Annotated in this window: 16 protein-coding genes; 12 read left to right on the forward strand and 4 right to left on the reverse strand. The window is 64.8% G+C overall.

The genetic code is table 11. The annotated features are described in order from the left end of the window. Positions 1 to 59 precede the first annotated feature (59 nt). The 4 genes from pth (at position 60) to JNM03_RS15085 (ending at position 1,951) form a co-directional block, all read left to right on the forward strand. Entirely contained in the window at positions 60 to 629 is a 570-nt protein-coding gene (gene pth / locus JNM03_RS15070; protein ID WP_294037765.1) for an aminoacyl-tRNA hydrolase, read from the forward strand. A gap of 6 nt (positions 630 to 635) precedes the next feature. Beyond that, entirely contained in the window at positions 636 to 1,142 is a 507-nt protein-coding gene (locus JNM03_RS15075) for a topology modulation protein (protein ID WP_294037767.1), read from the forward strand. Positions 1,143 to 1,241: 99 nt separating this feature from the next. After that, positions 1,242 to 1,613, forward strand: coding sequence for a hypothetical protein (locus tag JNM03_RS15080; protein ID WP_294037769.1), 372 nt, complete (start codon positions 1,242 to 1,244; stop codon positions 1,611 to 1,613). A gap of 20 nt (positions 1,614 to 1,633) precedes the next feature. Then, complete coding sequence (locus JNM03_RS15085) at positions 1,634 to 1,951, forward strand: hypothetical protein (RefSeq protein WP_294037771.1); 318 nt, start codon at positions 1,634 to 1,636, stop codon at positions 1,949 to 1,951. Between the two features lie 18 nt (positions 1,952 to 1,969). Here the strand turns inward: JNM03_RS15085 and JNM03_RS15090 are convergent, their stop codons facing one another. Next, on the reverse strand, positions 1,970 to 2,620 hold the full coding sequence (locus tag JNM03_RS15090; RefSeq protein WP_294037773.1) for a CAP domain-containing protein: 651 nt from the start codon (positions 2,618 to 2,620) through the stop codon (positions 1,970 to 1,972). A 136-nt stretch (positions 2,621 to 2,756) separates the two neighbouring features. Between JNM03_RS15090 and ychF the strand changes: the two genes are divergently transcribed. After that, positions 2,757 to 3,854, forward strand: coding sequence for a redox-regulated ATPase YchF (gene ychF / locus JNM03_RS15095; protein ID WP_294037775.1), 1,098 nt, complete (start codon positions 2,757 to 2,759; stop codon positions 3,852 to 3,854). A gap of 23 nt (positions 3,855 to 3,877) precedes the next feature. Here ychF and JNM03_RS15100 read toward each other — a convergent pair whose 3' ends face one another. Then, positions 3,878 to 4,279, reverse strand: a complete 402-nt coding sequence (locus JNM03_RS15100) for a MerR family DNA-binding protein (RefSeq protein ID WP_294037776.1) — start codon at positions 4,277 to 4,279, stop codon at positions 3,878 to 3,880. A gap of 41 nt (positions 4,280 to 4,320) precedes the next feature. Between JNM03_RS15100 and JNM03_RS15105 the strand changes: the two genes are divergently transcribed. Genes JNM03_RS15105 through JNM03_RS15120 form a run of 4 tightly spaced genes read left to right on the forward strand, consistent with a single transcriptional unit; the run spans position 4,321 to position 8,486 of the window. Next, positions 4,321 to 5,067, forward strand: coding sequence for a glutaredoxin (locus JNM03_RS15105; RefSeq protein WP_294037778.1), 747 nt, complete (start codon positions 4,321 to 4,323; stop codon positions 5,065 to 5,067). A 47-nt stretch (positions 5,068 to 5,114) separates the two neighbouring features. After that, entirely contained in the window at positions 5,115 to 5,429 is a 315-nt protein-coding gene (locus JNM03_RS15110; RefSeq protein WP_294037779.1) for a hypothetical protein, read from the forward strand. A 42-nt stretch (positions 5,430 to 5,471) separates the two neighbouring features. Then, on the forward strand, positions 5,472 to 6,860 hold the full coding sequence (locus JNM03_RS15115) for a hypothetical protein (RefSeq protein ID WP_294037780.1): 1,389 nt from the start codon (positions 5,472 to 5,474) through the stop codon (positions 6,858 to 6,860). Between the two features lie 57 nt (positions 6,861 to 6,917). Further along, positions 6,918 to 8,486: an alkaline phosphatase D family protein gene (locus JNM03_RS15120; protein ID WP_294037782.1), complete on the forward strand. Its 1,569-nt coding sequence runs from the start codon at positions 6,918 to 6,920 to the stop codon at positions 8,484 to 8,486. 18 nt (positions 8,487 to 8,504) lie between these two features. Here JNM03_RS15120 and JNM03_RS15125 read toward each other — a convergent pair whose 3' ends face one another. Beyond that, positions 8,505 to 9,044: a homogentisate 1,2-dioxygenase gene (locus tag JNM03_RS15125; RefSeq protein ID WP_294037784.1), complete on the reverse strand. Its 540-nt coding sequence runs from the start codon at positions 9,042 to 9,044 to the stop codon at positions 8,505 to 8,507. 1 nt (position 9,045) lies between these two features. Beyond that, positions 9,046 to 10,857 (reverse strand): DNA mismatch repair endonuclease MutL, encoded by a 1,812-nt coding sequence (gene mutL / locus JNM03_RS15130; protein WP_294037785.1) that lies wholly within the window; start codon positions 10,855 to 10,857, stop codon positions 9,046 to 9,048. A gap of 195 nt (positions 10,858 to 11,052) precedes the next feature. Here mutL and JNM03_RS15135 point away from each other — a divergent pair, with 195 nt between their 5' ends. The 3 genes from JNM03_RS15135 to mreD are packed head-to-tail and all read left to right on the forward strand — an operon-like array spanning position 11,053 to position 13,540. Further along, complete coding sequence (locus JNM03_RS15135; protein ID WP_294037787.1) at positions 11,053 to 12,099, forward strand: rod shape-determining protein; 1,047 nt, start codon at positions 11,053 to 11,055, stop codon at positions 12,097 to 12,099. Between the two features lie 17 nt (positions 12,100 to 12,116). Continuing rightward, the gene (gene mreC / locus JNM03_RS15140) at positions 12,117 to 13,022 is read left to right on the forward strand and encodes a rod shape-determining protein MreC (protein WP_294037789.1); all 906 of its coding nucleotides are present in this window, start codon (positions 12,117 to 12,119) and stop codon (positions 13,020 to 13,022) included. Continuing rightward, on the forward strand, positions 13,019 to 13,540 hold the full coding sequence (gene mreD, locus JNM03_RS15145; protein WP_294037791.1) for a rod shape-determining protein MreD: 522 nt from the start codon (positions 13,019 to 13,021) through the stop codon (positions 13,538 to 13,540). Before mreC ends, mreD begins: the two co-directional genes overlap by 4 nt. The last annotated feature ends 11 nt before the right edge of the window (positions 13,541 to 13,551 follow it).

Here is a 13,551-nt window from a genome sequence, read left to right on the forward strand (position 1 = left end):
GATTGCGGCCGCCTTCTTGCGGAAGGCGGCCCTTTCAATGCCTTGGGAAAGGCCCCGCCATGCAGCTTTGGGTTGGCCTGGGCAATCCCGGACCCCAATATGCGATGCACCGGCACAATGTCGGCTTCATGGCCGTCGATGTCATCGCCGACATGCATGGCTTTCCCGCTCCGACCAAGAAATTCCAGGGGTGGATTCAGGATGGGCGCATCGATGGCGACCGCATCCTGCTCCTCAAACCCGGCACCTTCATGAACGAAAGCGGCCGCAGTGTGCGCGCCGCACTCGATTTCTACAAATTGACGCCGCAGGATGTCACCGCCTTCTACGATGAGCTCGATCTCGCACCGATGAAGGTCAAGGTGAAGCGCGGCGGCGGCGCGGCCGGCCACAACGGCATCCGCAGCATGATCCAGCATATTGGCGACGATTTCCGCCGCGTGCGCATCGGCATCGGTCATCCGGGACACAAGGACCGTGTCACCGGCCATGTCCTTGGCAATTATCACAAGAGCGAAGTCGAACCGCTGACCGACCTGCTGGGTGCAATCGCGGCCGAGGCGACGTGGCTTGCCGATGGCGACGACGTACGTTTCCAGAACGACCTTGCACTCCGCCTGAACGGCTGAACGGGCATGGATCGCGTGCTCGTCATCGGCCCCTGCGGAGCAGGCAAGTCGACGCTGGCGGTCGAACTTGGACAGCGGTTGAGCCTGCCGGTGCATCATCTGGATCAACTCCATTGGCAACCGGGCTGGATCGAAGGCAGTCGCGAGGATCTGGCAGAAAAGCTCGACGTCATCCTTGCCGGCGAGCGCTGGCTGATCGACGGCAATTACGGTGGGACGCTGGCCCGCCGCCTCGACCGCGCCGACACCGTCGTCTATCTCGACTATCCGATCCTCCTCTGCCTGCGCCGCCTGATTGGCCGAGTCTGGCGTTTTCGCGGGCAGACGCGGCCCGACATGACCGAAGGCTGCCCCGAGCGCTTTGACCCGGGTTTCTTCTTCTATGTCCTGATGTGGAACCGCGGCCCGCGTCTTCGCACCGAGCGGAGTCTGGAGGGGTTCGGCGGAAGGCTGGTGCGCCTGAAAAGCCCTGCCGCGCTGCGAGACTGGCTGGCGCAAATCGTTCCGGTGTGACGCCGCGCCACCGGGCCAGCGTCTCCTCCTTTACGCCTGATCAATGCTTCTCCCCTATGTTCCTGATCCAGCGGAGTGAAGGACGGGACGAGGAATATCATGCGCACGATCATCTTCGGGGCGGCGGCCCTGGTTACGACCTTGTTCTGGTCCAGCGGCGTACCGCGCGGCGACGATTCCGAAGAACGTACCAAGGTCCTCGCCGCCGCCATGAATGCTATCGCGCCCAAAGATGTCGGCGACGGAATGACGATGACGTCGGTTCGCGCGGATGGCGCGACCCTTGTGCTGGCGTTCGAGGGGGTTCCCTCGAGCGACCTTCAACTCCCCGATTTCGACCGGCAGATCGTAGCAGCTATTTGCAGCGACCCCAGATTTCGGCGTGTCGTCGCCGAAGACGTCGATGTCCGGTTGGACCTGCTGGCCGGCGATGGCGGGCACGCCAATGTGGACGTGACCGAATGCCTTTGAAATCTGCCCTTCCCCACATATTGACCACGATCGCAATCGCGACGCTGGCCGGGTGCAGTAGCCCCGAAGACCGGGTGGCCCGGGCCGCCGAACGCATGAACAAGGCAAAGAACCCCTCCATCGAGTCGGTTCGCGCCGAAGGCAGCCGGCTGATCGTCCGCTACAAGGACGCGAAGACATCCGGACTCAGCGATGACGAGCTGACCCGCATGATGTCGGCAGGCCTGTGCGAGATCGACGTGGTTGCGGATCTTGTCCACGATGGCGGCGCCATTCGCATCGAACTGCCCCGGAATTTCGATTATCTGGCAATCGACATCGATCGCTGCAACGCCTGAGAGCCTGCCACCTGCCGTCTATGGCCGTTTCGGCGGTGGAGGGGCGTATCCGTCGGCGGTGGGTGACATGACGATAACGCACATCGTCCGATGCACCGGATGGCTGCCGCAAGCCACTCCGGCATAGCGGCGGTCGGCGGCAAGCAGGCTGAACCTGTGTCCTCGCCCCGGCACCCCATCGTCGATCAACAGCTGGTCGATGACCCCTGCCGGACTGTGGTGGCCGTAGGTGATGACTTCACTGACATAGGGTCCGCCGCCGTGCAGGATCATCCGTTCGCCGGGACCGCGCCCGCGCGTGTAATGACCGACCGCACCCGAACGCGACTGGACCGCGACATGGTCGGCCGCCGCGCGCGCGAGCGCCGCGCTGTAGACCAGCGTCGGCAACGGCTTCTCGCCGCGCAGGGCGCGGATAGCCTCGTCGACCGCGACAACCCCTTCATGGGTCATGATATCGATCTCACCGTTCGCTTCGGCGATCAGCCGCGCCCCCTCGAAACGCGAACGATAGCTGCGGAGCCCCTGGCCATAGGCGTCGGGGTCAGCGCGAAACCGGTTGAGTTCCGCGAACACGGCGGCTTCGAACCGGCCGGGGGCGGCCTCAACGGAGCTTACCGACATCATGCAAGCAAGAGCGGTCGCGACCCGCCCGAAGGTTCTGATCATGCCTCCTGATACGATCCCCGCGCGCGTCCCGCCAGAGCGGCGTACGCCATATGGCTGGCGTCCGGGGCGACTTGGCGCTAGGGGCGCTGCGACACCGGCCCTCCTTCACCGAGCAGGCCGGACTGATGGAGTTTCTATGGGTTTCAAATGCGGGATCGTCGGCCTGCCCAATGTTGGCAAGTCCACCCTGTTCAACGCGCTGACCGAAACGGCGGCGGCGCAAGCGGCGAACTATCCTTTCTGCACGATCGAGCCGAATATCGGCAACGTCGCGGTGCCCGACGCACGGCTTGAGAAGCTGGCGGCGATTGCGAGCAGCAAGAAGATCATCGCGACCCAGCTTGCCTTCGTCGATATCGCCGGCCTGGTGCGCGGCGCGTCGAAGGGCGAAGGGCTGGGAAACCAGTTCCTCGGCAACATCCGCGAGGTCGACGCGATCGTCCATGTCCTGCGCTGTTTCGAGGATGACGACATCCAGCATGTCGAAAACAAGGTCGATCCGGTTGCGGACGCCGAGACGGTCGAAACCGAACTGCTGCTCGCCGACCTCGAAAGCCTCGAAAAGCGCGTCCCCGCCTTCGCCAAAAAGGCTGCCCAGGGCGACAAGGAAGCCAAGATCGCCGCGTCGGTGCTGGGACAGGCGCTGGAGCTGCTACGCGAAGGCAAACCCGCACGGCTGGTCGAGCCCAGAGACGAAGAGGAAGCCCGTGTGTTGCGCACAGCGCAGCTCCTGACTTCGAAGCCCGTCCTCTATGTCTGCAACGTCGACGAAGGCAGCGCCGCCGGCGGCAACGCTTTCTCCGAAAAAGTATTCGCGAAAGCCGCGTCCGAGGGCGCGCAGGCCGTCGTCGTCTCGGCCGCGATCGAAAGCGAGCTGGTGACGATGGAGATGGCCGACCGGATGGAATTCCTGTCGGAAATGGGTCTCACCGAAACCGGTCTCGCGCGCGTTATTCGGGCTGGCTACGAGTTGCTCCACCTGATCACCTTTTTCACCGTCGGCCCGCAGGAAGCCCGTGCGTGGACCGTCCACACGGGTGCCACGGCCCCCGAAGCGGCGGGCGAGATCCACAGCGATTTCCAGAAGGGTTTCATCCGCGCCGAGACAATCGCCTATGACGATTATGTCACGCTGGGCGGTGAAGCGCGGGCCCGCGAGGCAGGCAAGCTACGCGCCGAGGGCAAAGCCTATGTCGTGCACGACGGCGACGTCATGCACTTCCTGCACAGCTAGGCCGTCGCTCTCCGCCGGGAGAGTCACGATTCAAACGCGGCCAATATCGGGCACGGCCCCTTGTCGCTCGCCGCACATTGGTCGGCGAGGCGCGCCAGCGCGGCGCGGGTTTCGGTCATCTGCGCGATCTTCTTGTCCAATGTTTCGATCCGCTGGCGCGCCAGCGCGCGGACACGGACGCGGTCGTCGCCTTCCTCGAGCGCAAGAAGCTCGGAAATCTCTTCCAGCGTAAAACCCGACGCCTGTGCCGAGCGGATGAATTTGAGGCGCCGGAGATCCTGATCTCCATAGCGGCGAACTCCCCCGCCCCATCCGTCACCGCCGCTGCGCACTGGCGTGCCCATCAAACCGCGCCGCTGATAATAGCGCACCGTCTCGACCCCGACGCCGCCCGCGTCCGCCAATTTCCCGATCGTCAGTCGCATCGCTTGACTCCGTACCATGGTACAGACGCTATATGAGCGGCATGTCGAAGAAAGCCAAGAGCGCCACTCTTTATCGCATGGTCATGCCCGGCCATGTCTGCCCCTATGGCCTGAAGGCCAAGCATCTGCTCGAAAGCCGAGGTTTCGCAGTCGATGATCATTGGCTGACGACGCGCGCAGAGACCGACGCCTTCAAGGCCGAGCAGGACGTCAAGACCACGCCCCAGACCTTCATCGATGGCGTGCGCATCGGCGGACACGACGATCTTCGCCGTCATTTCGGCCTGAAGGTCGCCGACCCGGATGCGGCGAGCTATACGCCGGTGATCGCCCTCTTCGCGATGACGGCGCTGATGGCGCTCGCCGCAAGCTTCGCGGTGGACGGGAATGCCTTCACGACCCGCGCAGCCGAGTGGTTCATTTCGTTCAGCATGATCGTCCTCGCGCTGCTCAAGCTTCAGGATCTCGACAGGTTCGCAACGATGTTCCTGAACTATGACCTGCTCGCGCGCCGCTGGGTTCCCTATGCCAGCCTCTACCCTTTCGCCGAGGGGCTGGCGGGCGTGCTGATGACCGCGCGAGTCCTTCCATGGTTGTCGATCCCCGTCGCGCTGTTCATCGGCGGCATCGGCGCCGTATCGGTGTTCAAGGCGGTCTATATCGACAAGCGCGATATCAAATGCGCCTGCGTCGGCGGCAGCAGCAAGGTGCCGCTTGGCTTTGTCTCGCTGACCGAAAACCTGATGATGATCGCGATGGCGCTGTGGATGCTGCGGATGGGCCTGTGACGTCCGCACCTTTTCCCCTGGCTATACGCCGTGCTAAGGCCGTGGCGATGTTGCGCCACTTGTCCCTGCTGTTGTTCCTGCTTGCGCTGGCGTTGCCGGCCCTGACCCCGTCGGCGCAGGCAGAGGCATCGACGCCTGCCGCGAATTGTCATGATGCGATGCCGGCAGGCGCACCGCATCAAAGGCCCGATGGCGACGGCGGCAAGGCGTCGGGCCATGTCTGCATCGGCTGCGTGGCCCATCCGGCCGCCGGAGCGCTCGTTGCGCCGCCTCGCTTCGGTTCGATTTCCCCGCATATCACCACCATCGCGGCGCTCGCCGGAGCCGACATCATGCCAGGCACACCTCCCCCACGAACCTGACAAGCCGGAATTTCCCATTCTCGCTTTTGTCAGGATATCAAGATGTTGAAATTGCCTCTGTTGGCGGGCGCGGCCGCGTTCGCCGCCCTTCCCCTGTCCGTGTCCGCGCAGGACCATGGCGGCCACGATCCCCACGTCGATCATCAGGAAACGGAACCGCCCTCGCCGCCGCCTGCCGAACCTGAGGGCAGCGACGATATATTCATCATGCACCATCCGCCGCGGCCGCCGATGACGATGCAGCCGGTGACGGTCGTCGGCGACGCGCACGGGAGTCATGGTGCGCGCGCCGATGTCCCCGGCGAAGGTTCGGGCACCGCGCGCCTGCCCGCCAATGAAGGCGGCCACAGCGGTTTCCATATCGATGGCGGCGACGACTGGATGCTGATGGCGCACGGCTTTGCCTGGGGCGTCTATAGCGACCAGTCGGGTCCGCGCGGCGATGACAAGGCCTATATCCAGTCCATGCTGATGCTCTCGGGCGAGAAGACCACCGATTGGGGGCGCATTCAGTTCAAGTCGATGATGAGCCTCGAGCCGCTGATGTCGAATCGCGGTTATCCCAATCTTTTTGCAACCGGCGAGACAGCGGGTGGCGAGCCGCTCGTCGACCGCCAGCATCCGCACGACCTGTTCATGGAATTGACCGCACGCATCGACGTCGATGTCGGCGCCAATGGCGAACGGCTGTTCCTGTATGGCGGTCCGGTCGGCGAGCCCGCGATCGGACCGAGTGCGTTCATGCATCGGGGCAGCGCGCGCTATAATCCCGAAGCGCCGATCACCCATCATTGGTTCGATTCGACGCACATCACCTATGGTGTTGCGACGGCGGGCTTCCAGAACCGCCAGTTTCAGCTGGAGGGATCGGTGTTTACCGGGCGCGAGCCCGACGAGCGGCGCTGGAACATCGAAAAGCCCCGCTTCGATAGCTGGAGCGTCCGCGGCACCTGGACGCCCTCCCCCGCATGGGCGCTTCAGGTCAGTCACGCCCGGCTGAAGGAACCCGAGGCCCAGCATGCGGGCGAAAACGAACATCGCACGACGGCGAGCGTCCAGTTCGCAAACGGTCACGGCCTGTCGGCGACCGCGGCGTTCAGCGCCAAGAACCGCGACCCCGGCGACACGCTCACCGCGTGGCTTGCCGAAGTGAACTGGGATCTGGACGATCATCACACGCTGTTCGGTCGGATCGAGAATGTGAAGAACGACGAACTGTTCATCGACCATCACGATCCACTGCACGACGTGCCGTTCCGCGTGACGAAATTTCAGGCTGGCTACGCTTATCGCGTTCCGCTCGCTGGCCCGCTGAATCTTGCGTTCGGCGGCACGCTGGCGGGGTTCGACAAGCCACGATTGCTCGACACCGCCTATGGCAAGAGCCCGATCGGTGCGACGGTCTTTGCACGGCTGAGCATCGGTCATTGATGTAACGCATGGCTGGGCTATCTGGGGGTAGCCGATTCGCCCCAACGGAGCCCAGCCATGCTGAACCGCCGCCATTTCCTTGCCACCGCCACGCTGGCGGGCCTGTCAGCCCCCGCGATCCTGCGCGCCGAGGCGGGCTTTTTTCGTGACTTTCCCTTCAGCCTTGGCGTCGCGGCGGGCGATCCGGCGAGCGATGGCTTCGTCATCTGGACGCGCCTCGCGCCCGACCCCATGGCACCGCACGGCGGGATGCCGCTGGTCAACATCCCGGTCGAATGGGAAGTGTCCCCCGACAGCGGCTTTCGCGAAATCGTGGCGAAGGGCACCGAACTCGCGCGGCCCGAGCTGGGGCACAGCGTCCATGTCGAGGTTGCCGGCCTGCTGCCGGCCCGGCCCTATTATTATCGCTTCACCGCCGGCGGCGAACGCAGCCTGCGCGGACGGGCCCGCACGCTTCCCGTCGTCGGCGCCGAGGTCGACGCCCTGAAGTTCGGCGTCTGCGGATGCCAGCATTATGAATCGGGATTCTACGGCGCCTATCGCCATCTGGCGCGCGAGGACCTGGCCTTCGTCTACCATTATGGCGATTTCATTTATGAGTATCAGCAGGATTACCTGTTCCCCGACGGCCTTCCCGTCCGCCCGGTCCGCAAATATGCGCTTCGCGGTTTGCAGGACCTTGGCGATTTCCGCACCGCTTACACGCAAACTTTGCTCGACATCGACATGCAGGCGGCGCGGTCGGTTCATGCCTTCGTTTCCAGCTTCGACGACCATGAAATCCGCAACGACTGGGTGTCGGTCTATGACGACTGGAAGCTCGACCTCGACGGCAACGACCCCGACGCCCCGCCCCCCGAAGTGTTCATGCTGCGAAAGCAGGCGGCCATGCAGGCGTGGTACGAACATATGCCGGTGCGCAAGGCGTTGCTGCCGCGAGGCGGGATGATCAACGCCCACCGCGAGCTGCGATACGGCAACCTCGTTTCGATGCAGGTGCTCGATACGCGGCAGTATCGCGACAACCAGCCATGCGGCGACGGCTTCAAGCCCGCCTGCCCCGAAGTCTATTCCAAGGACGCGCAGGTGCTCGGCAAGGCGCAGGAAGACTGGCTCGCGAAAAACCTGGGCAAAGGCGGCGCGACGTGGAACGCGATCGCGCAGCAGGTGACGATGATGGCGCTCGACCGCCGTCGCCGCGAGGACGAACCGAAAAAGATACTGAACCTCGATAGCTGGCCGGGTTATGAGGCGCCGCGCGAACGCATCCTGTCCCGTTTCGCGGGATTGAAGAACTGCGTCGTGCTGACCGGGGATGAGCACCAGAATTTCTGCGGCGACCTGGTCCTGAAGGACAAGGTGGTCGGCGCCGAATTCGTCGGCACCTCGATCTCCAGCGGTGGCGACGGCAGCGATCTGCGCAAGGGAACCGACGTGTTCCTGAAGCTCAACCCCGAGCTGAAGTTCGCGAACGACCAGCGCGGCTATGTCGTATGCGACGTCAATCGCGAGGCGTGGCAGACGCACTTCATGGTCGTCGACAAGGTGACGACGCCGACCAACACATTGTCGAAACGCGCCACGGGCGTGGTCGAAAATGGCGTCGCGGGGATCAGGATGGCCTGACGTCCGCGCGACGCGCCGTCAGCGGAGCAGCGCCATCGCGCGTATCTTGTCCGACGGCGCGTTGGCGATCTGCAGCAGGTAGCGGCCCGGCGTCACATCGAATTCCACCATCTTGCGGATGCCCGAGCAGGCAGGTCCGTGCCCATGCGTCACCGATTTCACGATCGCGCCCTCGTGCACCAGATCGATCCAGGCCCCGCCGTCGAGCGCGACGACAAGGCGTCCGGCCTTCTTCACGTCGATCGGAACCATGCCGCCGAACTTGGACACCTCGGGCTCCCGTTCGGGCGCGACCCAATAGCGCAGGCTCTCGGTCCGGTGCAGCGACAGTTCGGTGCGCGCGGCACCGAGTGCCGGCCAGCCGATGTCGCGCGGTTCGCCATAGCCATAGATGGTCTTGCCCGACACGTTCCGCGACCAGTCGGCGAGATCGGGCGGCAGGACGGGCTTCGCCGGACAGGCGGGCCCGGCGTTTGCCGGCGCCTTTTTGGCCGGCGCCGCGAACGTCGGAAGCGCAACCGAAACGGCCAGCATCAGGGCAGCAACGCGAAGCTTCATCCTATTTCCTCCCGAACAGTTTCTCGACATCGTCCATCGCCAGCTTCACCCATGTCGGCCGGCCGTGGTTGCACTGCCCCGAATGCGGCGTCACTTCCATCTGGCGCAGCAGCGCGTTCATTTCCGGCACGCTCAATGTCCGTCCTGCGCGTACCGAACCATGGCAAGCCATCGTCGCGGCGACAAGCTCCAGCCGTTCGGTCAGGCCGAGCGCGGCGTCATAACCCGCAAGGTCGTCGGCGATGTCCGTGACGAGCTTGCGACAGTCGATCGCGCCGAGCATCGCCGGCGTTGCCCGGACCATCACCGCCGCCGGTCCGAAGCGTTCGAGTTCGACGCCCAGCGCCGCGAGTTGCGGGGCGGCAGCCTCGAGGCGGTCGCACGCCGGTTCGTCGAGTTCGACGACCTCGGGAAGCAGCAGCCCCTGCGAAGGAACCGCCTGCCCGCCCATCCCGCGGCGCAATTGTTCCAGTACCAGCCGTTCGTGCGCCGCGTGCTGGTCGACGATGACAAGACCATCCTCCGCCTCGGCGACGATATAGGTCCTGGCGATCTGCCCGCGCGCGATACCCAGCGGATGCTGTTCGACTTCGGGAGGCGGCGCGACCGCGACTTCGGCGCGGCCTGCCAGCGGCGCCGCCGACGCGAAGGGGACGAGACGGTCGTAGACGCGCGCCACATCGTCCGCGGGGGGAGCAATGTCGGTACCGAATAGATGCACCGCAGGCTCGGTGCGGCGGCCAAACAGGAAACCCGTCGCGGGATCCGGGGCGACCGGTTCCTGCTGCCAGGCCGCAAGGGCCGCCTCGGCAGGGCGCTGGACACTGCGGAAACCCTGTTCGTCGAGCGCGCGGCGGAGACCGCCGACGATCATGCCGCGAATAAGCTGGGGATCGCGGAACCGGACTTCGGTCTTGGCAGGGTGGACGTTCACGTCGACCTCGGTCGTCGGCACGTCGAGAAACAGGGCGACGACGGGATGCCGATCGCGGGCCAAGAGGTCGGCATAGGCCCCGCGCAGCGCACCGACGAGCAGCCGGTCCTTCACCGGGCGTCCGTTGACGAACAGATATTGATGATCTGCGATGCCGCGATTGTAGGTCGGCAGGCTGATCACGCCGCCAAGATGCACCTCGCCGCGGTCGAGATCGACGCCGATGCTGTTCGTGGCCAGTTCGCGCTGGGTCAATGCCGCGACGCGCGCCAGCCGATCCTGCCCGCCCTGCACGTCGAGCACGCGGCGCCCGTCATGTTCGACCACGAAGGCGATATCGGGCCGCGCCATCGCGAGCCGCCTCACGACGTCGAGGCAGGCGGCATATTCGCTGCGCCCACTGCGCAGGAACTTGCGCCGCGCGGGCACGCGCGCGAACAGATCCTCGACGACGACGCGCGTTCCCTTCGCCAGCGCAGCCGGGCCTTCGGCGGCAACCGCGCCATTGTCGACGACCCTCCTCCAGCCATCGCCGCCCGCCACCCGGCTTTCCAGCGTCAGCCGCGCGACGCTGGCGATCGAAGGCAGCGCCTCGCCGCGAAAGCCCAGCGTGGTCACGTCTTCGATCGCATCGTCAGGAAGCTTCGACGTCGCGTGCCGTTCGAGCGCCAGCGCCATGTCGGCGGCGGTCATCCCGCACCCGTCATCCTCGACTTCCAGCCGCGAAATTCCGCCTTCGGCGATTCGCACCGAAATGCGAGTCGCACCGGCGTCTATGGCGTTTTCAACCAGCTCCTTGAGCGCTGCGGCGGGTCTTTCAACCACTTCACCGGCTGCGATCCGATTTACGAGCTTTTCCGGCAGGCGGCGTATTGACATAAACGCTCTCCTAGCGCAGTCGGACGCAAATCGCGACCCACCCGCACAGCCTGATCATTTTGTCCAGCCAGCCCCTAGCGGACGAGCCGGAATCTCCCTCCCCGATTGATGCTGTCGCCGGCCGGACACGCGGATGAAATCACGACTGGGGCGTGTCCGTCAGGGACGCAGCTTCGATGACAGGAAGCAGTATAGATGTCCTTCTTTTCCCGCTGGCTCAAATTCAATTCCCAAGACATGGCGATCGACCTCGGCACCGCGAACACCGTTGTTTACGTGCGCGGCAAGGGTATCGTCCTGAACGAACCCTCGGTCGTCGCGGTCGAAACGCTGAACGGCATCAAGCGCGTGAAGGCGGTCGGCGACGACGCGAAGCTGATGATGGGCAAGACCCCCGACAGCATCGAGGCGATCCGCCCGCTGCGCGACGGCGTGATCGCCGACATCGATGTGGCCGAACAGATGATCAAGCACTTCATCACCAAGGTGCATGGCGGCAAGCCCAACGCCTTCCGCAGCCCCGAGATCGTGATCTGCGTGCCTTCGGGCTCGACAAGCGTCGAGCGCCGCGCGATCCGCGACGCCGCGTCGAACGCGGGCGCCAGCGAAGTGTGGCTGATCGAGGAACCGATGGCAGCCGCGATCGGCGCCGACATGCCGGTCACCGAACCGATCGGGTCGATGGTGGTCGACATCGGCGGTGGCACGACCGAAGTCGCGGTGCTGTCGCTGCGCGGCCTCGCCTACACCACCTCGGTCCGCGCGGGCGGCGACAAGATGGACGAGGCCATCGTCTCTTATGTCCGCCGTCACCATAATCTGCTGATCGGCGAATCGACGGCGGAGCGGATCAAGAAAGATTTCGGCATCGCGCGTATTCCGGCCGACGGCACGGGCATGACGATCCACATCAAGGGCCGCGACCTTGTGAACGGCGTTCCCAAGGAAATTTCGATCAATCAGGCGCAGATCGCCGAGGCGCTGTCCGAACCGATCGGCACGATCGTCGAAGGCGTCCGCATCGCGCTGGAAAACACCGCGCCCGAACTGGCCGCCGACATCGTCGATCAGGGTATCGTCCTGACCGGCGGCGGCGCACTGATCGCGGAACTCGACGAACTGCTGCGCGATGCCACCGGACTTCCCGTCACGGTGGCCGAAGACCCGCTGACCTGCGTCGCGATCGGCACCGGCCGCGCGATGGAGGATCCGGCCTTCCGCGGCGTGTTGCAGCAAGCCTGATACGCTAGGCCTGCATCATGGTCCGCCCGGCACATCGGCGTCCGGGGCAATCCCGAAAGGCCCAGTACAGCCTGTTCGTCGCCTATGTCATCGCGGTGACAGGGGCGGTAGCGGGTTTGTTGCTGGCTGTCCTTTCGGTGGTCGATCCCGTGGGTTTCGCCCAGTTGCGCGTCGCCAGCCACGAGGTGACCGCGCCGATCGCGCGCGTCAGCCGTTCAGCGATCGGATCGATCTCGGGAATCGACGATGCCGTGTCGGCCTATGTCGGTGCGGGGTCGCAGAACAGGCGCCTGCGCAAGGAACTGGCCGCAACGCGGCGGCAACTGGTGGCCACCAGTTCGCTGCAGGAAGAGAACCGCCAGCTCAAGGCGCTTTTGAAGCTGCAGGAAACCGACAAGACGGCGATCGCCAACGGCTATCTGCTGACCTCCACCTCGACGAGCAGCAAGCGGATCGCGCTGCTCAGCATCGGACGCAACCTCGGCGTCGCATCGGGGCAGCCCGTGCGCGGCGCCGACGGGCTGATCGGCCGCATCCTCGGATCGGGTCCGTCGGTGTCGCAGGTGCTGCTGATCACCGACATCGACAATATCGTCCCCGTTCGCCGCGCACGCGACGGCTTGCCTGCGCTGGCCTATGGCCGCGGCAACGGTGATCTCGACATCCGGACGCTCAATATCGCCAACAACCCGTTCAAGCCCGGCGACATTCTTGTCACCTCGGGTACCGGTGGCCTGTATCCGCCGAATATCCCGGTCGCGATCGTCGTGCGCCGACAGGACGACGGCGCGCTTGCCCGCCCGCTCGCCGATCCGGCAAAGGTCGATGCAGTATCGGTGCTGCGCCCCTACACACCCGAAAATGCCGAAGCCCAACTGGCGCCGGCCCCCGACGCCGTCCCGGAAGTCCCGAAGGCACCATGAACCAGAAGGGGCCGCGCCTTGGCGAACCGGCATCGCTGTGGCGGATGCGTCTGGTGCCGATCATCACCGTGATGCTTGCATCAGCGCTTCCGCTCATGCTCCCGCTTGTCGCGAGTTCCCCGGTATTGCCGCCGCTTGGCCTGTTGTTTTTTCTAAGCTGGCAGTTGCTGCGGACCGAAATGTGGCCGGTATGGGTCGGGCTGCCGCTCGGCCTGTGGGACGATCTGTTCAGCGGTGCGCCGATCGGTACCGCAGTCTGCCTGTGGACCGCAGCGAGCATCGCGATCGCATACGCCGCGCAGCGCATCTATTGGCGTGGCTTTTTCCACGATTGGGCGATCGGGGCGTTGCTTGTCGCGATCATTCAGGCGCTCGCCGCGCTGCTCACGCACCCACATGCCTTGACTGGCCGCGTTGTGGCGCTCGTCGCGCCGCAGATCATCGTTTCCATTCTCCTCGTCCCGCTCTTCCTTCGCCTCACCGGGAAGTTTGACAATTTCCGCCTGAAACGTCGATAAAACGCCCCCAC

The sequence above is a fragment of the Sphingopyxis sp. genome (genome assembly GCF_016793825.1).
Classification (GTDB): Bacteria; Pseudomonadota; Alphaproteobacteria; order Sphingomonadales; family Sphingomonadaceae; genus Sphingopyxis.